This is a genomic window from Natronosalvus caseinilyticus, from assembly GCF_017357105.1.
Taxonomy (GTDB): domain Archaea; phylum Halobacteriota; class Halobacteria; order Halobacteriales; family Natrialbaceae; genus Natronosalvus; species Natronosalvus caseinilyticus.
In genome coordinates, this window is the sequence record NZ_CP071596.1 from 3,909,949 (window position 1) to 3,931,612 (window position 21,664).

Below are 21,664 nucleotides of genomic sequence, written 5' to 3' on the forward strand. Positions count from 1 at the left end.
ATGCGGACACATGGTCGACGTCCTCGACAACAAACGCGCCGCGACGCGGTTTCGAATCCTCGTCGAGATCGCCGAACGGCAACCGGCCGTCAGCCAGGGCGAGATCGCCGCGGAGGTCGGCGTCACCAGCCAGGCCGTCAGCGAGTACATCCGCGACCTCGTCGAGGACGGCTTCGTCGAGAAGGAGGGACGCTCTCGCTACCGCGTCACGAACGAGGGCGTCGACTGGGTCTTCCAGGCCGCCGGCGACGTCCGCCGATTCGCCGACCACGTCACCGAGGACGTCCTCGGCGCCATGGGCGAGGACGCCGCCATCGCGAGTGCCGACCTCGAGGCTGGCGACCCCGTCTCGCTCACCGTCGAGGACGGCCTCCTCCACGCAGCCCCCGGCGAGGCCGGCCCCGCAACCGGCGTCGCCACTACTGACGCCGCTGCCGGATCGGACGTCGGCGTCACGAGTTTCGAGGGCGTCATCGACCTCGAGCCCGGTTCCGTGACGGTCTGGCAAGTCCCGCCGGTCCGCGCGGGCGGCAGCCAGTCGGCCAACTTCGAGGCCATCGCGGACGGTTGTGCCGACGCTGAGCTGGTACTGGCGACGGGCGTCGAAGCCATCGTGGCCCTCCGCGAGGCCGACGTCGAACCGGCGACCACGTTCGCCGTCGGGGCCGTCGCCGCCGACGCCGCCGAACGCGGCCTCGAGGTCGCCGTCGTCGCCACTACCGACGCCGTCGGGCGAGTCACCGACGTGCTCAGAGACGGCGACGTGGCCTACGAAGTGCTCGAGGGGTAGCGAGTAATGAGGTTCGTCGGTACCGGAACCAGACGCTAATCGGCGTGTTCTCGCACCGTCGCGTACGCCTCCTGTACCCGCTGGAACGACTCCTCGTCACCGCCGTGGTCGGGGTGGACCGCCTTGACTCGCTCGCGGTAGGCCTCGCGGATCGCCTCCGCGTCCGCCGTCGTCGAGACGCCGAGGGCCTCGTAGGCCCGCTTCAGGCGGTCCTCGACGGTCATCGTCCCGTACTCGCGCTCGTGCTCTCGCTCGAGCGGCGGCACCTCGAACGGAAGTCGATCGGACAGGTGGACGCCCGGCATCTCGTGTTCGGCCAGGATGAGGTACGTGGCGGTGCGTGCCTGGAGTCGAACGAACGCCTCCGCGTCGAAGGTGACGGCGACGTCTCGCTCGGGCAAATAGAACGCCACTGTCTCCCCTGCGTCCTCGAGTTCCCACTCCTCGAGGTAGCGTTCGTCGATCGCCTGCAGATACGTCCGAATCTCGCCGCGGCGTCGTCGCTCGCTCGAGTACGTGTTCTCGCCGGTGACGACCCGACTCGGGAACAGCCGCTCGCCGACAACGAAGAGCGTCGCGGCGATCCCGGTGAAAATCCCGCCGAGGACGAGCCCCCACAGAATCGCCGGTGGGATCGCCTCGAGGACGCTCGTTGGCACGGACCATCGTAGTCGCCGGAGCGTAAAGAACGGTTCGCTCGCGAACGTCGTGGACGGACACGGACGACGTTACAGGGGAGAAGAGGGAGACGAAACGGGCCGACGTCAGCCGAAGTACCGCAAGTCGTCGTCGTTCGGGACGTCCATCGCCTGCTGTTGCTGTTCCATCTCCTGAATCTTGCCGATGACCTCCTCCATCTCGTCGGCGCGCTCGTCCAGGGGGTCGTAGTCGACGTCAAATCCGAGTCGCGTCTCGAGCACCTCGAGGACGGCACGGGCGCTCTTGGGATCGACGAGGTAGCCGCTGGTCTCGCCCATGAGACAGATCGCCTCGAATCCGCGGCGTTCCCCGAGACCGAGTAACAGCCCGGAGACGCCGACGATGCCGCCAGCCGGTTCGTCCTCACGGAACTCGACGCCGACGTTCTCGAGCGGTTCGATCAGCGACTCGTCGGTGACGGCGCCGAGGACGGCGTACTCGTCGATGAGTTCGCCCGTCGGCACGCCACCGAGGGCGTACAGCTCCGTCGCGTCGAACTCCTCGGCGACGTCGAGAAACGCGTCCGTGAGAACGTAGTGGCCCGCGTTGGTCTGGGCTTGGTGATCGCCCGTCAGGACGAGCACGTCTCGGCCCTCCTCGGGCGTCACCGCGTGGACCTCCGCGCAGGTCAGACTGGTGACGCCGTCTTCGACCGTCACCTGCGGCGGGAACTCGTGGGAGTAGATCCGTCGAACCAGGGTGCTCTCGGCCTCGAGTTCCTCGAGCAGGTGGTCGGCGACGAGTTTCCCGACGTGGCCGACGCCGGGAAGTCCCTCGATCAACACCGGTTCGTCGAGTGATGCCTCGGCGACCGCCTCGATATCGAGTTCGTCCATACCGTATCAGCGGACGCGACGTTTAAGAGCACGTCGGTACTCGCCGTGTCGGTCCTCGGGATCGAATGGCGCGGGCGCGCTGTTGACCGCGTCGGCACCGCACTCGGGGCACTCGTCGGAGAGGGTGTAAACTGGCCGGTCGTGAACCTCCTCCCACGCCGAGCAGATGTGGATGTCGGATTTCATCGTCGAAAACGGGAACAGCTAGGCTACTCGTCGTCAGTCCGCCGCTGGCGGTGGTACTCGCCGTCTCCGCCCTCGGCTTCGATCGCGCCGATTGCCCGCTCGGCACTGGCCTCGAGGACGCTCTCGGCGGTCTTGTAGTTCGGCGCGCGAACCTTGATCCGGTACTCGGGCGCTCCGACGTAGGTCACGTCGAGTTCGACGCCCTCGGGAATCTCGCCGTTCCCCTCGGCGGCCTCGAGCGCGGACCGAATCCCGTCGACGCCGCTCGGGGAGGGGTTCTCGAGGTCGACGTAGCCGGTGACGTTGACGTACGGTACCGAGACGTTCTCGCGGGCCGTCTCCACGATGGCATCGCGCTCGTCGTCGTCGAGGTCGGTGTCCTCGAGGGCCTCGTCGCCGTGGATAGCCGCCTGTTTGAACCCATCGTAGAGCGTGCCGTAGGCGCCCAGGAGTTCGTTGGCGATGGCGATATACTCCTCGTCGGCGATGTCCTCGCCGAAGGCGATCTCCATCCAGTTGTCGGCCTTCTGCTCGTTCTTCCACTCCTGGATCTTATCGGAGCGCTGGTGGTCGTTGACGTCCTTGAGCGAGAGGTCGATCTGCTCGTGGGACTCGTCGACGTCGAGGACCTTGCAGACGGCGATCTGGCCCTCGCGAACGTGATCGCGGACGTTCTTGATCCAGCCGCTAGCGACCTCCGAGATGTGGATCAGGCCGCGCTTGTCCTGGTACTCCTCGAGGTCGACGAAGACGCCGAAGTCCTCGATCTCGTCGATCTTGCCGACGACGAGTTCGCCCGGTTCGGGCCAGCCGCTGTACTTCATCGTGACTCGACGGTCTCGAGGACTTCGTGATCGATCTCGGCCTTCCCGCCAGTGGGAGTGGCGAGCGTGGTCCCACAGACGGCGCAGGCGACCTCCGAGGACGCCTTGCCGAAGACGATCTGTTCGTTCTCACAGTCACTGCAACGGACGCGGTAGTAGCTTCCTGCCATCGAAATCACTCCTGGAACTCGAGTCGGCCGGCGCGCCATCCCTCGCGGAGGTGGGCCTTGCCGCACTCGCTGCATCGGTACTTGAGGTCGGTTTTCTTCGTCGGCTTGTTCCCACTTGGCACCTTCGAGAACTTCCCGGAGTTCCCGATCGTCGAGATTTTCCGGGCACGCTGTCGGTCGGCAATCTGCTTCATGCCGGTCTGGCGACCGGTTCGAACCTTCTCGACCTCGTGCTGATGGTGGGCCTGGCAGTGCGGGCAGTACGTATTGAAACGGCGTGGCATCTGCATGTTAACTCACTTGGAGTGGGCTAAGAGAGCCCCGTTTAAAACCCGTTTGGTTCGCCGTCGACTTCGCACTCGTCTCGTGGCGAACCGACGCCGGCCGAGACGTCGCCGGTCGGCGAGATAAGAGACAGGGGGTGCTTCGAAGCGCTTAATTCCCCATCGTGCGAACCGCCGAGCATGAAGCGGCTCATCATCCACGGGGACCCCGGCATTCGAAAGGGCGCCGTCGTCGAGCACGACGGGGAGGAACTGGTGTGCTTCGGCATCAGTCGCAACGGCGAGTGGCACGGGCCCGACCGGGTCCAGCTCTGGTGTACAGTCGGCGAGGAAAGCGAGTACGAGGACTTCCAGCGCCGCAACTTCACGCCCCACTGGCTCGAGGTCGTTCGCGCGGACGCGAGCGAGATTACGGTTCTCGAGCCGAAGGGCGACCTGTTCGTCTGATCTCGACTCGAGTGACAGCGACAGCGACAGAGATGCACCCCCCCCCCCCCTGCGTCACCGCTTCGATCGCCGTGGCCGTAGATATGCGTCACCAGTTTCGCTATCGATCTGATAAGTACTCTTTCGCCCGGCGTAATGGTGCAAGGTTGTTCTAATCATCAGCCTGTTACCGTCGAACCTGCGTCCATTCGCGCTCGCGAAGAATCTATATAACTCTCGAAGAGATTCGGCAGCGCCCCCAGGACTCGAGTCGAGCGATAGAAACCCACACACGGCACCCGAATCACAACCCTTAACTACCGTACCGGGTTATCATGAGCCAGCGGGATGGGATAGCCAGGAGATTCCGGCGGGCTCATAACCCGCAGATCGGTAGTTCAAATCTACCTCCCGCTATGTTTTGTCGCGAGCAAATTCGCGAGCGACGGAGATAACGTGAGTAGATTTGAAGCAGGGAGCGGCTTTACCGTGACCGTGGTTCAAATCTACCTCCCCTAACTTCGACGCGATACTATTCGTGAACGACAGTAACGAGTAAGCAGACGAGTGACAGCCACGAGAGCGGTGCGTGCAGTCTTCGCGTCGATTACGTCCCGCTTCGTTCAGAACACGACCTCGAGGCGCCCGACTCTGAGGAAATACCGTCACGATATGAGCCGGTAGCCTTGCGAATATAGAGGACTTGGCGACGAAATTCGGTGGACACCGATCGAGGTTCTGGAGAGGTGGAAGCCGGCGGTTTCGATCGATATCTTGTAAACCGGCAACGTTCGCCATTTGATTGAAACCCAATACCACGTCAGTTTCCAACATGTATCAAAAGCAATATTCGTGAGGAATGGACGTTCATCCAATTATTTGGTCGATACTCACACTCGTGATTGGGAAATAGTCAATGAAGAAAACAGTCGGAAGCTATTTATGTAATTAGTATCTGTACTCTTACTATGCCTCATAAAGACTTGAAGGCACCCGGCGCCCATCGTCGGGAGGTGCTACTGCTCGCAGGTGCTGCTGGTGCTGCTGGACTTGCAGGCTGTATGAGCGGTGACGATAATGGCAACGGCAACGGGAACACTAGCGGGAACGGCAACGGTGACGATGACGACGTCAGCGACGACATCAGCGACCAAGCCGACGTGAGCGAACGGGAGATTCAGCCCGACTGGATCACGGCCTCCGCCTCCGAAGCCCAGGACCTGAACCCGCTTCGAATCAACGACACGACGTCGTCGGCTCGGCTCGCGCCGCTGCTCGACGGCCCCTACGGCCTCGACGAAAACGACGAGTTCTACGGCTACTGGTTCGAAGACTACGAAACCGAGGACAACAAGACGTGGACATTCCACCTCCGCGACAACCTCGAGTGGGGCGACGACTACGGCCAGATGACGACCGAGGACTGGGTATTCCACATCGAGAACGTGGCCCAGCACGAGGACAACTGGGCCGCCCACGTCAACCAGTCGAACTGGGACGACGTCGAGAGCGTCACGGCGGTCGACGACACGACCCTCGAAGTCGAGATTGCGGCGGCGGATCCGCTGTTTGTTCGGCAGCCGACGTTCTGGGGAACGTACATCCTGCCGAAAGGACTCGTCGAACCGTACTTCCAGGACTACCAGGACGGAAACGAGGAAGCCGGCGATGAACTCAACAGTTCCGACGCCGTCCAGCAGCTGACGTACACGGGGAACCTCGGTCCGTACACGTTCGAAGAACGAGCCGTCGAGGACCGCTTCGTTGCCGTCCGTAACGAGGACTACTACAAACGCGGCGACGACGAGGACTGGGAGGACGCGCCGTACTTCGAGCAATACACGATCAACATCCTCGAGGAAGAGAGCACGCGACTCGCGGAGTTCGAGACGGGCGGCCTCTCGACGGTCGGCATCCCGGCCGATCAGGTCGAGAACTACCAGGGCCAGGACGACTACACCCTCGTGGAATCCGCGACGCCGTACTGTAGTATCCTCGCGTTCAACCAGCGCGCAAACGGCTGGGAGGAACTGCGAAAGCGCGAAGTTCGACGCGCCCTCTCGATGGCCATCGACAAAGAGACGGTCGCCAACGACATCTACCGCGGATTCGCGATTCCTGCACAGACGTTCCAACCGGAGTACTCCGACTTCTACGACGACAGCCAGGTGGACCCCGTCGGCGTCGGCGATAGCTACGACGTGGACGAGGCCCGATCGATGCTCGAGGAGAACCTGAGCGACGGATACAGCTACGACGGCGACGCGCTCCTCGATCCCGACGGCAATCAGGTCGTCCTGTCGTTCGTCTACACGAACGGGTCGCCGCTCACCGAGGACTCCGCGCGATACATCGCGGACGCGCTCGGAGGCCTCGGCATCGACGTCGACTCGAACGGCGTGCCGTTTAACACGATGCTCGAGCAGTACGCGATGGTCGCCGAGGACGGCGAGCCACAGGGAATCTTCAACGACCCCGAGGCGGAGGATCCACAGGCACTGTCGAGCGCCCGAGAGTGGGATATGATGTGGGGAATCGGCTTCAACACGTACCCGCGGTCTCCGGGATCGATCGCCGCCTTCTGGACGGCTTCGTCCGGAACCAACTTCTACGGCTACGTCCCCGAGGAGGACCTCGGGGCGATGATTCAGGAAGGCGCGACGGCGACCGACGAAGCCGAGCAACAGGAAATCTTCGCCGAAGTGTTCGGCATCCTGAGCCGCGACCTCCCGGTCAACTTCATGCACTTCCAGGACGACATCTACGGTTACCAGGACGAGGTCGTCTTCACCGAGGACCCGTCCCCGTCCTGGGGGTACAAGAGTAACTCCTGGTGGATGACCGACGACCCGCACAACTGAACTGCGGGGCCACTATCGGATAGCCGCTCGCCATCGACGGTACCGACGCCGTTCACCCGGTTCGTACGGGTGGGATTTCTGCGCATCGGCTATCCTTTTTTGATCGTAAACATACACACCGAAGGACATAAATCACATCATTCAAGTAATGCAAATATCGATCATGTACGTTAGAGCAAACAATCGTCACGGCACGCTCGGATACCGCTCGGGAGGGTGGTCAAGATGAGTATGACGTGGTACATCGGTCGCCGACTGGCCTGGGCGCTCCTGGCGTCGTTCATCATCATGAGCGTCACGTTCGGCTTTCTCACGGCTTCGCCGAATCCGGCGACGAGTACGGTCGCCTGGGAAGCCGCCCAGGAGGGGGACAATCCGGAGGACGCGATCGAGACCTACGAACAAACGCGGGGAGAGGATCGACCGCTGAGCGAGCAGTACGTAGACTTCATGGTCTCGATGTACACGCTCGACTGGGGTGATTCGTACACATACGACACGGACGTCATGGAGGTCATCGGCAACTCCTGGGTTTACTCGGCGCTCGTCGTTGTCCCCTCGACGATCATCGCCGTCGTGGTCGGTTTCGCCGTCGGGATTTACTCCTCGACGCACCAGTACACCAAGTCGGACTACGCCGCGACGTTCTTCGCGTTCTTCGGCATCAGTGTCCCAAACTTCTGGCTTTCGATCATGCTCATCCTCGTTGTCGGGGTGATGTTACAGTGGTTGCCAACCAGCTACGACAGCAGCGTGACGTTCTGGTCGCTCGAGCACGTGAAGTACCTCATTATGCCCATCTTCGTGCTTACGACGGCGGCGGTCGCCTCCGAGATGCGATACGCGCGGGCGGAGACGCTCGAATACGTCAACGCGGAGTGGGTCAAGAGCGCGCGGGCGAAGGGGGTCAGCGAGTGGCGGATCATGTACCACCACATCTTCCGTCCGGCCACACCGGTGTTGATCACCATCCTGGTGGCCGACTTCGTCGGGATCATCTTCTCGACGGCGTACATCGTCGAGGTGATCTTCGGCATCCCTGGATTGGGGCTGGTCAGCTACAACGCCTTGATTCGAATGGATACGCCGCTGGTCCTGGCGACGACGCTGGTCCCAGTCATCCTGGCGATTCTCGCGAACCTGCTCCAGGACATCCTGTACACCGTGCTCGATCCACGAATTAGCTACGAGGCGAGAAACTGATGGCAACTGACACGACCACATCCGACGCACTCGAGGTCACGTCCATCGACTGGGAGGAGTACGATCAGGGGCGGTTCAGGCTAGACCGTCGAACGATCGGAACGTACGGATCGCTCCTGCTGGTCGGATTGCTCTGGCTGTACGATTACTTCTATATCTCGGAACGGCTCCCGATCGTCGACGCAGACCTGGGGCTGTTCGATCTCTCGCTCAACCCGAACAACGTCGACTGGCTGTTTCTGATGACGCTCGTCGCCGTGTTCTGGTTCGTCGGGGCACCGCTGTGGGAGAACAAGCGGATGACGATGTACTACTGGAAGAAATTCAGGCAGAATACCGCCGCCGTCTTGAGTCTGTACTTCCTCACGGGTATCTTCCTCGTCGGCGCTCTCGGTCCGCGTATCATCGGTCAACCCGAGCCCGACTGGGGGAACCTGCTCGCGCCGCCGGTGTTCTTCGGGGGCACCTGGACCCACCCCTTCGGCACCCACCGGACCGGCGAGGACATCCTCGAGATCGTCGTCGCCGGGGCCGAAGTGAGCTTCCAGGTCGGACTCATCGCGACGCTTTTCAGCGTCGTGCTGGCAGCCATCGTCGGTGCCACGGCGGCCTTTATGGGCGGCTGGGCCGACGCCTTGCTGATGCGATTCGTCGACCTGCTGATGACGTTCCCGACGTTCTTCCTGATCATCCTGCTGATCTACATCTACGGCGGGAGCCTGTTCTTGCTCATCGTCATCCTCGCGTTCACCGGATGGGGCGGGACGGCCCGGCTAATCAGGAGCGAGGCGCTCCAGCGAAGCGAGGAGGAGTACATAAGCGCGGCGGAGGCGGCTGGCGCGAGCCGGGCGTACATCATCCGGCGTCACATCCTCCCGAACGTCTCGAACACGATCATCACGGCCGCGACACTGCTGATTCCCGGCATGATCCTGACCGAGGCGGTCATCGCGTTCCTCGGGTTCGGCGATCCCGACGTCTGGTCGTGGGGTCGGATCATCGCCGCGGGCCGAGGGAACCTCGGCGACGCGTGGTGGATCGCGACGATCCCAGGGATTTTCCTGTTCTTCACCGTGCTGTCGTTCAACTTCCTCGGTGACGCGCTTCGAGACGCACTCGACCCACGACACGAGACAGAACAATGACTGACGACCCACTACTCTCCGTTCGCGACCTGCACACGGTGTTTCACACGGACGAAGGCACAGTTCACGCCGTCGACGGCGTCAGCTTCGACGTCGAACGCGGTGAAACAGTCTGTATCGTCGGTGAAAGCGGGAGCGGCAAGTCCGTGACCACCGAATCGATCACTCGGATCCTCAAGATGCCGCCAGGAGAGATCGCCAGTGGGGAGATCGTCTTCGACGGCCAGGACGTAACGGCGATGTCGGACAAAGAGATTCGCCAGATTCGAGGAGGGCGGATCAGCCACATCTTCCAGAACCCACAGAGTGCACTCAATCCAGTGTACACCGTCGGCGCCCAGATCCGCGAAGCGATCAACACTCACCAGGACCTCGCGAAGGCGGCCGCCCGCGAGCGGGCGATCGAACTGCTCGACGAGGTCGGCATTCCGGAAGCAGCCTCCCGCATCGACGACTATCCCCACGAATTCAGTGGGGGGATGAAACAACGTGCGATCATCGCGATGGCGCTCGCGTGCGAACCCGACCTCCTGATCGCCGACGAACCGACGACGGCGCTCGACGTCACCATCGAATCGCAGATTCTCGACTTGCTGATGGACCTCCAGGAGGAGTTCGACATGTCGATCATCTTCGTCACGCACGACCTCGGCGTCGTCGCCGAGGTCGCCGACCGCGTCATCGTCATGTACGCCGGGAAAGTCATGGAACGGGCCGACGTCTACGATCTCTTCGACAACCCGGCCCATCCCTACACGCGGGCCCTGCTCAAGTGCCTCCCGGGCAGCAGCGGGACGATCGAACCGATCGGCGGGACGCTTCCGAGCGTCCTGAGCCCGCCTGACGGCTGTCGGTTCGCCGATCGATGCCCCTACGCGATCGACGACTGTACCGTCGGGAATCAGCCGGACCTCGTTCCCGCGACGACCGGCGACCACACCGTCTCCTGTCTCTACTATCACGACGGCTACGACGAGTCTGTCGTCCTCGAAGAGCGGCCCCAGAACGGTGCGAACGCGACGCGTTCACGACCGGTTTCGGGCACCGGAGGTGATCGTCGATGAGCGCTCCGGGTCCGAACCCGCTCCTCGAGGTGCGCGACCTCGAGAAACACTACCCGATCACGAAGGGGATACTCAAGCGCGAGATCGGGCGCGTCCGCGCCGTCGACGGAATCGACATCACCGTCGAGCGCGGACAGACGGTCGGCCTGGTCGGCGAGTCCGGGTGTGGCAAGTCGACGGCCGCGACCACCATCCTCCAGCTCGAGGAGGCGACGGCCGGGCAGGTCCTCTTCGACGGAGAAGACGTCACCGAGTTCGGAAAGAGCGGCATGAAGCGCTTCCGTCGGCGTGCCCAGATGATCTTCCAGGATCCGGACTCGAGTTTCGATCCACGGATGTCGATCGGCGAATCGGTGGCCGAGCCGTTGCTCGTCAATGGGATGGACGACCGACAGCGGCGACGACGGATCGTCGAACAGCTCCTCGTCAGGGTCGGCCTGCAGGCGTCGGACGCGGATCGCTACCCCCACGAGTTCAGCGGTGGCCAGAAGCAGCGAATCGCGCTCGCCCGGGCGCTTTCGGTCAATCCCGACCTCCTCGTCGCCGACGAGCCAGTGTCGGCACTGGACGTCTCGATCCAAGCGGAGATCCTCTCGATCATGGAAGAACTCCAGAGGGAGTTCGGCCTGGGAATTCTGATCATCAGTCACAATCTCGGCGTCATCCGGGAGATCTGTGATCGCGTCGGCGTGATGTACCTCGGCCAGATCGTCGAGGAGGGGCCGACAGAGGAGATCTTCAACGATCCACAGCACCCCTACACGCGGGCGCTGATCTCTTCGATTCCGGTCCCCGACCCACACCTGAGCCGCGACGAGGTCTCGCTGTCGGGAGACGTCCCCAGCCCGTCGAACCCACCGAAGGGATGCCGATTCCACACCCGCTGTCCCGAAGTGATCCAGCCCGACGGCTACGACTTCGACCAGGAGACCTGGCGACACGTCATGGACTACAAGTATCGCGTCCAGGACGGGTCGCTCGACGCCGAATCGATCCGCGAGAGCGTCGTCACGGAAGACGAAACCTACGACGAGCCGAACGAAGTCCCGTTCGAGCCGTTCGAATCGAGACTTCGTTCGGAGTTCTCGATTCCGGCCCTGCTCCCCGACGAGCGAGCCGAAGAGGTCTTCGATCGATCGGTACAGTCAGTCTACGATGGGAACCTCGAGGATGCAGCGTCACTCCTTCGCGAAGAGTTCGAGACCGTCTGTCGCCAGGAGACGCCAGCAGAGGTTCACGTCACGTCCGATCACCGGGCGGCCTGCCACCTCGCGGAAGCGGAAACCGCCGTCGAAGCGCCGGCCCGCTCGAGCGACTAACGCCGGTTCTGAACTGATTTTCTAGCGATTTCCCGGCGGTTACCAGCGTGTTTCCAATAGTTTTCCACCGGTCATCCAACAGTCTTTCAACCGGTTTCTCGAGCGATGCGAATCGAGATGTCGGTAATGTGGGTCGTGAGAAACGTGAAATCGGCTCTTGCTCGAGGTCGGGACGGGCGTACGTTCGACGTTGATTCGAGAAGTGATTGGGTCGCGGCAGACGATGTGAGCGGCCGCGACGGCTGGTGGTCGGTTCAGGTATTCGTTACTCGTCACTCGTCACTCGAGTTCGGCCTCAATCGTCGCCATCTTCGTCGACGATGACGACCTCTCCGTCGACGACGTCGACGTTGATCAGCGTCTTCACGTCGTAGCCCGCGTCCGCGACCTTGTTCTCGCCGCCTTCTTTCTTGATGACGGCGACGGTGTCGACGACCTCGGCCCCGATCTCGTCGAGCGCGCCCAAAACCGCGGCGAGGGTGCCACCGGTCGAGAGGACGTCGTCGAGAACGAGTACGCGCTCGCCCTCGTACACGTCGTTGATAAACATCTCGTTCTCCGAGTAGCCAGTCTTCTGGGAGATCGAGACCTCACCCTCGAGGCCGTACTCGCGCTTGCGGATGACCGTCAGCGGGATGTCGGTCATGAGCGAGACGGCCGTCGAGATGTGGATGCCCATCGCCGCCGGGGTGACGATCCGGTCGACGTCCTCGAGGTCGGCCTTGCGCGTGATGCGGATGACGATTTCGCGGAGGAGGGAGGGCTCGAGTTTGGGGACGCCGTCGCTGATGGGGTGGACGAAGTAGTGGTAGCCGTTCTTCTCGATGATGGGGGCCTCGAGGAGCGACCGTTTCAACTGATCCATGTCGTGGATGCGGGAGATATCGAGTAAAAGGTGACGATACGCGCCGCGCCTCGAGTCACCCATCTCTCGAAACGGGTCTTGTACCCGGGACAGCCACGGGCCGCCGATTCTCCCGCTACCGTCCGTAACTCAGCTCCGGGGGCTCGTCGCCGTGGCCGACGCGCATGTTCCGTTCGTAGTAGATGTGAGCGGCCGCCGTCGCGGTGATCGTCACCGAGAGGAGCCCCGCCCAGGCGAGTTCCGAGAACAGGGTGAGCGGGTAGATTCCGAGCCAGAGCGCGGCCACGAGCGCACAGCCGATCGCACCCAGCGAGAGGTACAGTTCGCGCCAGGCGAACTCGCTGCCGGGAACGATTTCGAGGTAGACGTTGAGGTCGCTCGTTCGATCGGTCGGCTCGATGACCCCATCGTCGGAGTCGAATCGAAGGATGCCGGCGGTGTCCATCTTCGGGAGGTGCGTCTGCTGGAGGGTCGTGTAGACGCGCTTTCGTTGCTCCGGGGTGACGCCCTCGAGGGTGGTCTCGTACTCCCAGGCGGCGACCTGCTGGGCGAGGTCGCCGAGTTCGACGGGTCGATCGTCCTGTTTCAGAAACTGGAGGACGTAGCGGCGTCGCTGATTGCGAAGGACTTCGAAGATTTCACCCTTCGAGAGCGGGCTCGGCCGGCCGGGTCGATCCATGCGCATCGTCACCTCGCGTCACCAACCGTGGGGGGACGAGTCGTCATCGATTGACGGCAAGAACGCCACGTATATAATTCTCGTGACGGTCTCATTTCCCGATATATCTCGAGAATGAAACGATCGAGCGCTCCACAGTCGTCACGTCGTTTACCTCGTCCAGTTAACCTTCGAGGACGACGCCGAGCGAACGGGCGATTTCCTCCGCCAGACCGTCCTTCCCGCCCGAAAACTCGGCGGCGTTCTCGGCGTGAACGAGGAGTGCCCGCGTTCGATCCTCACCCATGACGCTGGCGTCGTTCGCGACGACGAAGGCCGCGTCGACCCGCTCCAGCACCGCTCGTGCGGCGTCGATCATCGCCTCGTCTTCGCCGCTCGTCTCGGCCTTGAACGCGACGATGGGCAGGTCGGGACGAGCGTCGCGCACCCGATCGATGAGTTTCGGCGTCGGCTCGAGGTCGAGGGTCACGTCCTGCCCGGAGCGAAGCTTCGAGTCGCTGGCCTCGACGGTGTAGTCGCCGACGGCGGCGGCCGAGACGAGCACGTCCGCCTCGTCGCAGGCCTCGAGCGTTGCCTCGAGCATCTCCGCGGCGCTCTCGACGGCCTGGACGTCAGCGTAGGGGACGTCGTCGCCGTCGTGGATCAGCGTCACGTCGGCCCCGAGGGCGTAACACGTGCGGGCGACCGCCCGGCCCATCTTCCCCGAGGAGCGGTTCGTCAGCACGCGAACGGGGTCGATCGGTTCGCTGGTCGCGCCGCTGGTGACGACGACCCGGCGGCCCTCGAGCGGATCGTCGCCGGTCGCGCGGGCCACCGCACAGACGATGGCTTCTTCGGTGGCGATCTTGGCCTTCCCCTCCTCTACGCGCGGATCGACGAAGTCGACGCCCCAGGACTCGACGCTCTCGATGGCCTCGAGCACGCCTGGGTGACCGTACATCGGTTCGTGCATGGCCGGGGCGACGACGACGGGGATGCCGGCGCCGAGGGCCGTCGTCGCGCAGGTCGTGACCGGGGTGTCGTCGACTGCCCCCGCAATTTTTCCCACGGTGTTGGCCGTCGCCGGCGCGAGCAAGAGGACGTCGGCCCAGCCGTCGTTCCCACAGAGTTCGACGTGTTCGACCCCGCCCGTGATTTCGGTGACGACCTCGCTGTCGGTCGCGAACTCGAGCGCCCACGGGTGGATGATCCCGCGGGCACTGTCGGTCATCACTGCGCGGACGCTCGCCCCCTGCCGGCACAACTCGTGAGCGAGTTCGACCGTCTTGACGGCCGCGATCGACCCCGAAACCCCGAGCGCGACGTTGACTCCCTCGAGCATTCTCGGTTGGACTTCGGAGGGAGGTGTAAAATGCGTATGGATCGCCGTCGGTCATCGAATGGCCGACTGCCTTCGTGGTGCGCGAGCGGCTCAGTCGCGAGCGACGCTCGGGTGCATCGTCGGCTCGGCCTCGAGCGGCTCGGAGAACGCCTCGAGCATCCGTTCTCTCGCCCGTTCGTCCCGCTCGCGTCGCTCCGCCTCGTCGATCTCCTCGCAGGCCGGCGGCACGTCCCGGTCGCGGCCCGTGAAGTAGCCCTCGGGGGCGATCCAGTCGTGGTAGAACGGAACGCCAGAGTCGTGGATCACCGCGAGACCGACCTTCGCGCCGTGGCCGGCGGCGACGATCGCCTGGTGGGGCTCGCCCGCAAGCCGTCCAGCCGCGTAGACGGCGTCGACGGCCGTCCGACCTGCCTCGTCGACGCTGACCACGTGCTTGCTGCCGCGCTGTTCGCGACCGACGTCGAGGGGCGTGAGGTACTCGCTGTCGGGCCAGGAGGCGGCGATCACCCGATGCGCCTCGAGCGGTTCGCCACCCTCGGTCTCGAGGACGAATCCCGCTTCGGGTGTCTGGGAATCGCGTTGTTCGACGCTCGTGACGTACCCGAGTTCGAACTCGGCGCCGGCGTTCCCGGCGTGTTCGCGAACGAGCGCGAGGTACCGGCGGGCGTCGACGCCGTCAGGGAACCCGGGGTAGTTCTCGAGGCTGGCGTTGCGTGCCAGGATCGATTCGCCCCCGTCCACGACGAGGGTGTCCAGTCCGTTGCGGGCGGTGTAGATGGCCGCCGAGAGGCCGGCGACACCACCGCCGACGATGCAGACGTCTTGCATACTCGAGTGTGGACGAGAGCGGTATAGAAACGCTCCGACTCGGGACGAGCGCGCTCTGAACGATGCGAATTGACGGTGGTTCGGCGGAGGTGGAGCAGCCGCTGCGGCGACAACGACACAACAACTCGCCGCATGCCCGACGCTTTATACGATCGACGGCCAACAGAGGGGTATGGCAACCGAGCGCGGCGCCGACCCCGCCGCCGACTCTCGAGCGACCTACGACTACCGGAGCGACGACGTCGACCGCCCCGCGCTCGTCGAGGATATATCACGCGTCGTCGAGGGCGAGGTTCGTGCCGACTCGTACTCCCGTTCCCTCTACGCGACCGACGCGAGCATCTACGAGATGACGCCAATCGCCGTCGTCTTCCCGACCTCGACGGCCGACGTCGCCGCCGTGATGGACTACTGCGCTCGCCGCGAGATTCCCGTCCTCCCCCGCGGCGGCGGCACCAGCCTTGCCGGCCAGAGCGTCAACGAGGCCGTCGTCCTCGACTTCACGACCGACATGGACGCCCTCCTCGAGGTCGACTTCGAGGGTCGGCGCGCGACGGCCCAGCCCGGGATCACACTCGGGCGACTCAACGAGGCCATCGCCCCGCACGACCTGAAGTTCGCACCTGACCCTGCCTGGGGCGACAAGAGCGCCCTCGGGGGCGCCATCGGCAACAACTCGACGGGGGCCCACTCTCTGCAGTACGGCAAGACCGACGCCTACGTCGAGGAGGTGGAAGTCGTTCTCGCCGACGGCACAGTCACCCGCTTCGGCGAGGTCGCCCTCGCGGACCTCCCCGACCTCGCCGACGGCGACGACCTCGAGTCGCAAATTTACACCGAAGTGGCGCGAATTCTCGAGGACGAGGGTGAGCTGATCGCGGATCGGTACCCCGACCTCAAGCGCAACGTCTCGGGGTACAACCTGGACTGGCTGCTCGAGGACGCCCGCGGATCGGTTCGGGAAGCTGGCGAACCCGACGCCGACGGCGGCACGATCAACCTCGCGAAACTCCTCTGTGGCAGCGAGGGCACCCTTGCTATCGTCACCGAGGCCACTGTCGCCCTCGAGCCGATTCCCGAGACCAAGAGCATGGCCCTGCTGGCCTACGACAGCGTGCTCGAGGCGGTCGCCGATGTCGAATCCATCGTCGCACACGACCCCGCGGCGGTCGAACTGGTCGACGACGTGTTGATCGACCTCGCCCGCGGGACCGCGGAGTTCGTCGAGGTGACCGAGATGCTTCCGGAGGGGACCGGAGCCGTCCTCCTCGTCGAGTTCTACGCCGAGGACGATGCCGACGGAAAACGGAAGGTGGCGAACCTGCTCGCCGACCGATGTCCGACCGTCGCGACGGCCGTCGACGCCGACCCCGCCGACGAACGCCCCGTCCTCGAGGCCGACGTCCGCGCGTTCGACGCCCTCGAGGCCTACGACGAGACCACCAGGGCAAAGGTCTGGAACCTCCGCAAGTCCGGCCTCCCGATCTTGCTCTCGCGGACGACCGACGAGAAACACGTCGCGTTCATCGAGGACACCGCCATCCCGCCCGAACACCTCGCCGCGTTCGTCGCCGACTTCCAGGAAGTGCTGGAAGCCCACGACACCTACGCGAGTTTCTACGCCCACGCGGGCCCCGGCGTTCTCCACATTCGGCCGCTCGTGAACACCAAGACGGAATCGGGGCTCGAGAATATGGAATCGATCGCCGACGCCGCGACGGACCTGGTCGTCGAGTACGAGGGGTCGGTCTCGGGCGAGCACGGCGACGGGCGCGCCCGCACGCAGTGGAACCACAAACTGTACGGCGACGAGCTCTGGGAGACCTTCGAGCGGCTGAAGACGGCGTTCGACTCCGACTGGCTCCTGAACCCCGGCCAGGTCGTCTACCGCGAGGACGACCCCACGGCGATGACCGAGCACCACCGCTTCGGCCCCGACTACGCCTTCGACGCCGACTTCGACCCCGCACTCGAGTGGGACGTCGACAACGGCTTCCAGGGCATGGTCGAACTCTGTCACGGCTGTGGCGGCTGTCGGGGCGACCAGTCGACGACCGGCGGGGTGATGTGTCCGACCTACCGAGCCAGTCGCGAGGAGATTACCAGCACGCGCGGGCGGGCGAACACCTTGCGTCAGGCAATGAGCGGCGACCTCGAGCCCGGCGAGGCCTTCACCGACGAGTTCCTCGACGAGGTGCTGGACCTCTGTATCGGCTGCAAGGGCTGTGCGATCGATTGTCCCAGCGAGGTCGACATGGCGAAGCTCAAAGCCGAGGTGACCCACGAACATCACCAGCGACACGGCGCGAGCCTGCGCGACCGCCTGTTCGCGAACGTGCACGACCTCTCGCGGTGGGGCTCCCGGCTGGCTCCGCTGTCGAACCTCGGACCGAAGATACCGGGTGCACGGCGGGTGATGGAGGCCGTCGCCGGCATCAGCGCCGACAAACCCCTGCCCCGATTCCACCGCCGGACGTTCACCAACTGGTTCCAGGACCGTGGCGGCACCCTGCGGCCACTCTCGGGAGCGACGCGGAAGGCGGTCGTCTACCCGGACACGTTCACGAACTACAACAATCCCCGGGCGGGGAAAGCTGCCGTGCGCGTCCTCGAGGCCGCCGGTGTCCACGTCGCGGTGCCGGACGACGTGGGCGATACGGGCCGCCCTGCGTTCTCGAAGGGATTTCTCGAGCAGGCGAGAGCGACCGCCCGGGAGAACGTGGAGACGCTCGAGCCAGCGATCGAGGACGGCTGGGAGGTGGTTGTCCTCGAGCCCTCCGACGCCGTCATGTTCCAGTCGGATTACCTCGACCTCCTCGGCGAGGACGCCCGTCCCCTCTCGCAGGCGACCTACGGGGTCTGTGAGTACCTCGACGCGTTCGGCCTCGACGAAGAGCTCTCGTTCGCACCGAGGAACGAGACGCTCACCTACCACGGCCACTGCCACCAGAAGGCGACCCGGAAGGACCACCACGCCGTCGGAGTCCTCCGGCGGGCGGGCTACCGCGTCGATCCGCTCGACTCGGGCTGTTGTGGGATGGCCGGCAGTTTCGGCTACGAGGCCGAACACGCCTCGATGAGTGCGGCCATCGGGCAGATTCTGTACGACCAGGTCGAGGAGAGCCCGGGTGAGCGGGTCGTCGCCCCCGGTGCCTCCTGTCGCACCCAACTGGCGGGCCGTGGACGGAACCACGCCCGACCACAGACGCCCATCGAGTGCCTCGAAGAGGCCCTGGGGACACAATCGAAGTATTAAAGGCCGAATCGTGGGGAGATACGTGTACGAATGATCGAGGTACCTCTCCAGACGATCGACAACCTGCTGCGCCCCTTCCACATGGGCCACGCCCTCATCGGGTTGCTCGTGCTCGCGATTCTCGGGACGCTCCCGCTGAAGTCGATGAAGATCATGGGCATCAACCTCGCCGCGCTGGGTGCGCTGTTCCTGCTGGTACCGACGAGCCTGACCGACAACATGGTCGTCTTCCGCCTGATCGGGATCGTGCTGGTGCTGGTCGGCCCGATTCTCTACGCCGGCGGCAGGTAGACTCGAGTCCCCGGTAGATTCTGTCTCGCTTCTGTTCTCGAGATTGCCGACGACTCGAGCCGCCGCTACCGGTTCGATACCGGTATACTATCGGTTTTATAGTATTATCGGGAGAAGGTGGTCGAAGGTGCTACTCGAAGGTCGCAACTAGTTCCCCTTCCTCGATCGGACTTGGTCCGTCGGCCTCGTACGCCTCGACGTCGTGAGTACCGACGCGAACCCTGGCTGCGCCCGTTTCGTCGATCGCGTAGGCGACCCCGTCGTCCCCGATGTCCGCCTGCCACTCGTTGCCGTCCTCGTCGGCACCGTAGGTAGCGCCCGCGAGACGACGGCAAAACATCACCGTAATCTCGTCGTCCCACCCGAGGAGGTGCTGTTCTCGCACGCTGTTGGCGACGTCGAAAACGTATTCTCCACTCGATTCGCACAGGACGCTGTGGGTGATGTAGGCTTCTTCGAAGTCCGCGACGTACTCGAAGATGGCGTCGTCGTCGAACCAATTCGGCGGGTCGGGGTACGGAATCGTGGCCGCGGTTTCGTACTCGCGCGTCTCGTCGCCGCGCTCGAGTTCGACGGTCTCCGATTCCCTCGTACACTCCGGCCGTTCCACCTGGCCGTCGAAGGCGGCGACGACGGACTTCGCGTCGAGCGTTCGTGGGCCCCCGTCGGGATCGGTAGTGGAGTTCGAGTCGCTGTCGTTTCCGTTCTCATCATTGGTCCCGTTCTCGTCCGATCCATCGCTATCGGTTCCGTCTCCTGGGTCACCAGTGGAATCGGATCCAAGCGACTGGTCGAGGCAACCGGCGGCCGCGACTGTCGTGCCGACAGCAGCGACCAGCGTTCGTCGGTGCATGAGCGAAAAATTTGTTAGAAAGCCCATATAATTGTGCCAAGCTAAAACCTGCGTTTCACCCACCGACGCCGCGTGTGACGCACCTCCGACGACGTCGCTGTCTCTCTCCACGTAGCGCCACCTGCTCAATCGACGTACAGCGAGTACGCGATCACCAGAAAGCCCCCGAGCACGAGCAGACTCTCGATCAAAACGCCCACGGCCAACGCCACCTCGAGCACCTCGAAGAGCACGCCGGCGAGGACGAACCCAAGCGTCACGACGCCGAACCCGACCGCGAGCAGACCGAGTTCCCGCCGTCTGGTTCGCCGGTAGGCCTTGAGCGTCAGGAACGTGATCGTCCCGCCGACGACCAGGATCAACGTCTTGACGATCGCCAGCGCGATCATCACGGTCACGTCGCTGGGTGCGTTTGGACTCATAATTCCTCGCGGACTTCCGACCAGAGGTCGGCCAGACGTTCGTCGGCCGTCCGCGGCGGGCGCTCGATTCTGGCGCTCAGGGTGTTGTCGTCCTCGAGTGCGAGCGTGATTTCGGAGAAGGCGACCCCGTACTTGCTCGCGTGGTGGCCGTCGCGTCGAATCTCGGTCGACTCTTCGAGCAGGGTCGCCTCGGTCAGCGACTCGAGTTTTCGGTACAGCGTCGACTGTGGGATGTCACAGCGGGCGTTGAGTTCTGCGGCTGTCATGGGTTCGTCGAGGTGGCGGATGATTTCACGGCTATCGGGATCGTCCAGGGCGGCACAGACGTCCTCGGCCGAGGGGGCAGCGTCCGAGGTGAGCGGATCCCGAACCATTCGCGTGGAAATTCGAAGAAGGAGCCTTTAATCCCATCGGTCGAGGAGGCGACACAACCCGAATACGTTCGCGGCGATTCGCGTCGCGGATCACGCAGACCTCGAGCGCCAGTCCGCCGACCTCGAGCGTCTCGTCGTCTATTTAGACCTCGAGCGCCAGTCCGCCGACCTCGAGCGCCTCGTCGACGTCCCGGTCGTCGTGGACGACCGCGGCGACGGCACGGGCGATCCCCTCGGAGTCTTCGTGCTGGAAGATCGACCGACCCATCGAGACACCCGCACCGCCGGCGTCCACGGCGCCGCGAACCATCTCGAGGGTCTGGCGGTCGGTGCCGCGGGAACCGCCGGCGATGACGACCGGGAGCCGGGTAGCCTCGACAACGTGTTCGAAACTGTCGGCGTCGCCGCTGTAGCCGGTCTTCACGACGTCGGCACCGACCTCCTCGGCGAGACGGACGGCGTGGCCGAGCGCCTCGGGGTCGTCGCCCGCGACGTCGGGGCCGCGCGCGTAGGCCATCGCGAGGACCGGGATACCGAAGCGATCGGCCGCACTGGTCAGTTTCGAGAGGTCCTCGAGCTGGCCGGGTTCGTGGGTCGAACCGACGTTGATGTGAAAGGAGACGGCGTCGGCGCCGGCCCGGATCGCGTCCTCGACGGTCCCCGTGAGGCGCTTGTCGTTTTCGTCCGGGCCGATTGTCGTCGAGGCGTTGAGGTGAACGATGTAGCCCGCGTCGTTCTTGCTCGAGTGGACGCGCGGGGCGATGCCGCGCTGGGTCAAGACGGCGTCGGCGCCGCCGCGCGTGACCGCATCGATGGTCGATTCGATGTCTTTCAGGCCCGTGACGGGGCCGAGGGTGATTCCGTGGTCCATCGGAACGATGACGTACCGCCCGTCTGTCCCGATGCGGTCGAGTCGTGCGTCGAGTCCGGCTGTCGAAGTCATATTGCGAATGTGTAGCAAACTGGTG

At 64.1% G+C, this 21,664-nt stretch carries 23 protein-coding genes and 1 tRNA gene; 10 read left to right on the forward strand and 14 right to left on the reverse strand.

Going from position 1 to position 21,664, the window contains the following annotated elements:
• Positions 1-10 precede the first annotated feature (10 nt).
• Complete coding sequence (locus J1N60_RS19015; protein WP_312909533.1) at positions 11-790, forward strand: DUF7839 domain-containing protein; 780 nt, start codon at positions 11-13, stop codon at positions 788-790.
• A gap of 35 nt (positions 791-825) precedes the next feature.
• Here the strand turns inward: J1N60_RS19015 and J1N60_RS19020 are convergent, their stop codons facing one another.
• From J1N60_RS19020 to J1N60_RS19045, 6 genes are all read right to left on the reverse strand, one after another.
• Positions 826-1,449 carry a J domain-containing protein gene (locus J1N60_RS19020; protein WP_312909535.1) on the reverse strand — a complete coding sequence of 208 codons (624 nt, stop codon included), beginning with the start codon at positions 1,447-1,449 and terminating at the stop codon, positions 826-828.
• A gap of 105 nt (positions 1,450-1,554) precedes the next feature.
• Complete coding sequence (locus tag J1N60_RS19025) at positions 1,555-2,325, reverse strand: proteasome assembly chaperone family protein (RefSeq protein WP_312909536.1); 771 nt, start codon at positions 2,323-2,325, stop codon at positions 1,555-1,557.
• A gap of 6 nt (positions 2,326-2,331) precedes the next feature.
• Positions 2,332-2,511 (reverse strand): RNA-protein complex protein Nop10, encoded by a 180-nt coding sequence (locus tag J1N60_RS19030; protein ID WP_312909538.1) that lies wholly within the window; start codon positions 2,509-2,511, stop codon positions 2,332-2,334.
• A gap of 23 nt (positions 2,512-2,534) precedes the next feature.
• Complete coding sequence (locus J1N60_RS19035; protein ID WP_312909540.1) at positions 2,535-3,335, reverse strand: translation initiation factor IF-2 subunit alpha; 801 nt, start codon at positions 3,333-3,335, stop codon at positions 2,535-2,537.
• Positions 3,332-3,505, reverse strand: a complete 174-nt coding sequence (locus tag J1N60_RS19040; protein ID WP_312909541.1) for a 30S ribosomal protein S27e — start codon at positions 3,503-3,505, stop codon at positions 3,332-3,334. Before J1N60_RS19040 ends, J1N60_RS19035 begins: the two co-directional genes overlap by 4 nt.
• A gap of 5 nt (positions 3,506-3,510) precedes the next feature.
• Positions 3,511-3,795 carry a 50S ribosomal protein L44e gene (locus J1N60_RS19045; RefSeq protein WP_312909543.1) on the reverse strand — a complete coding sequence of 95 codons (285 nt, stop codon included), beginning with the start codon at positions 3,793-3,795 and terminating at the stop codon, positions 3,511-3,513.
• A gap of 174 nt (positions 3,796-3,969) precedes the next feature.
• Here J1N60_RS19045 and J1N60_RS19050 point away from each other — a divergent pair, with 174 nt between their 5' ends.
• The 7 genes from J1N60_RS19050 to J1N60_RS19080 all read left to right on the forward strand — a co-directional run bounded on the left by J1N60_RS19050 (position 3,970) and on the right by J1N60_RS19080 (position 11,807).
• Positions 3,970-4,236 (forward strand): HAH_0734 family protein, encoded by a 267-nt coding sequence (locus J1N60_RS19050; RefSeq protein ID WP_312909545.1) that lies wholly within the window; start codon positions 3,970-3,972, stop codon positions 4,234-4,236.
• 321 nt (positions 4,237-4,557) lie between these two features.
• Positions 4,558-4,632: transfer RNA gene (locus J1N60_RS19055), tRNA-Met, on the forward strand.
• A 551-nt stretch (positions 4,633-5,183) separates the two neighbouring features.
• Positions 5,184-7,076 carry an ABC transporter substrate-binding protein gene (locus tag J1N60_RS19060; RefSeq protein ID WP_312909547.1) on the forward strand — a complete coding sequence of 631 codons (1,893 nt, stop codon included), beginning with the start codon at positions 5,184-5,186 and terminating at the stop codon, positions 7,074-7,076.
• Between the two features lie 225 nt (positions 7,077-7,301).
• Entirely contained in the window at positions 7,302-8,279 is a 978-nt protein-coding gene (locus J1N60_RS19065; protein WP_312909549.1) for an ABC transporter permease, read from the forward strand.
• On the forward strand, positions 8,279-9,424 hold the full coding sequence (locus J1N60_RS19070; protein ID WP_312909551.1) for an ABC transporter permease: 1,146 nt from the start codon (positions 8,279-8,281) through the stop codon (positions 9,422-9,424). Before J1N60_RS19065 ends, J1N60_RS19070 begins: the two co-directional genes overlap by 1 nt.
• On the forward strand, positions 9,421-10,488 hold the full coding sequence (locus J1N60_RS19075; RefSeq protein WP_312909553.1) for an ABC transporter ATP-binding protein: 1,068 nt from the start codon (positions 9,421-9,423) through the stop codon (positions 10,486-10,488). Before J1N60_RS19070 ends, J1N60_RS19075 begins: the two co-directional genes overlap by 4 nt.
• A complete protein-coding gene (locus J1N60_RS19080) occupies positions 10,485-11,807 on the forward strand; it encodes an ABC transporter ATP-binding protein (RefSeq protein ID WP_312909555.1) in 1,323 nt (440 codons plus the stop codon). The genes J1N60_RS19075 and J1N60_RS19080 overlap by 4 nt, the downstream gene beginning before the upstream one ends.
• Positions 11,808-12,102: 295 nt before the next feature.
• Here J1N60_RS19080 and hpt read toward each other — a convergent pair whose 3' ends face one another.
• The 4 genes from hpt to J1N60_RS19100 form a co-directional block, all read right to left on the reverse strand.
• A complete protein-coding gene (hpt, locus tag J1N60_RS19085) occupies positions 12,103-12,672 on the reverse strand; it encodes a hypoxanthine/guanine phosphoribosyltransferase (RefSeq protein ID WP_312909557.1) in 570 nt (189 codons plus the stop codon).
• Positions 12,673-12,787: 115 nt separating this feature from the next.
• Positions 12,788-13,357 (reverse strand): DUF7344 domain-containing protein, encoded by a 570-nt coding sequence (locus J1N60_RS19090; RefSeq protein ID WP_312909559.1) that lies wholly within the window; start codon positions 13,355-13,357, stop codon positions 12,788-12,790.
• Positions 13,358-13,514: 157 nt separating this feature from the next.
• Positions 13,515-14,672: a bifunctional phosphopantothenoylcysteine decarboxylase/phosphopantothenate--cysteine ligase CoaBC gene (gene coaBC / locus J1N60_RS19095; protein WP_312909561.1), complete on the reverse strand. Its 1,158-nt coding sequence runs from the start codon at positions 14,670-14,672 to the stop codon at positions 13,515-13,517.
• A 90-nt stretch (positions 14,673-14,762) separates the two neighbouring features.
• On the reverse strand, positions 14,763-15,500 hold the full coding sequence (locus tag J1N60_RS19100) for an NAD(P)/FAD-dependent oxidoreductase (protein ID WP_312909563.1): 738 nt from the start codon (positions 15,498-15,500) through the stop codon (positions 14,763-14,765).
• A 172-nt stretch (positions 15,501-15,672) separates the two neighbouring features.
• Here J1N60_RS19100 and J1N60_RS19105 point away from each other — a divergent pair, with 172 nt between their 5' ends.
• Both J1N60_RS19105 and J1N60_RS19110 read left to right on the forward strand, forming a co-directional pair.
• A complete protein-coding gene (locus J1N60_RS19105; protein ID WP_312909565.1) occupies positions 15,673-18,756 on the forward strand; it encodes an FAD-binding and (Fe-S)-binding domain-containing protein in 3,084 nt (1,027 codons plus the stop codon).
• Positions 18,757-18,786: 30 nt separating this feature from the next.
• Entirely contained in the window at positions 18,787-19,047 is a 261-nt protein-coding gene (locus tag J1N60_RS19110; protein WP_312909567.1) for a DUF8006 family protein, read from the forward strand.
• Positions 19,048-19,177: 130 nt separating this feature from the next.
• Here J1N60_RS19110 and J1N60_RS19115 read toward each other — a convergent pair whose 3' ends face one another.
• The 4 genes from J1N60_RS19115 to J1N60_RS19130 all read right to left on the reverse strand — a co-directional run bounded on the left by J1N60_RS19115 (position 19,178) and on the right by J1N60_RS19130 (position 21,639).
• A complete protein-coding gene (locus J1N60_RS19115) occupies positions 19,178-19,900 on the reverse strand; it encodes a hypothetical protein (protein WP_312909569.1) in 723 nt (240 codons plus the stop codon).
• A 125-nt stretch (positions 19,901-20,025) separates the two neighbouring features.
• The gene (locus J1N60_RS19120) at positions 20,026-20,322 is read right to left on the reverse strand and encodes a DUF7521 family protein (RefSeq protein WP_312909570.1); all 297 of its coding nucleotides are present in this window, start codon (positions 20,320-20,322) and stop codon (positions 20,026-20,028) included.
• The gene (locus J1N60_RS19125) at positions 20,319-20,696 is read right to left on the reverse strand and encodes a helix-turn-helix domain-containing protein (protein ID WP_312909571.1); all 378 of its coding nucleotides are present in this window, start codon (positions 20,694-20,696) and stop codon (positions 20,319-20,321) included. The genes J1N60_RS19120 and J1N60_RS19125 overlap by 4 nt, the downstream gene beginning before the upstream one ends.
• 142 nt (positions 20,697-20,838) lie before the next feature.
• Entirely contained in the window at positions 20,839-21,639 is an 801-nt protein-coding gene (locus J1N60_RS19130; protein ID WP_312909572.1) for a 2-amino-3,7-dideoxy-D-threo-hept-6-ulosonate synthase, read from the reverse strand.
• Positions 21,640-21,664 lie beyond the last annotated feature (25 nt).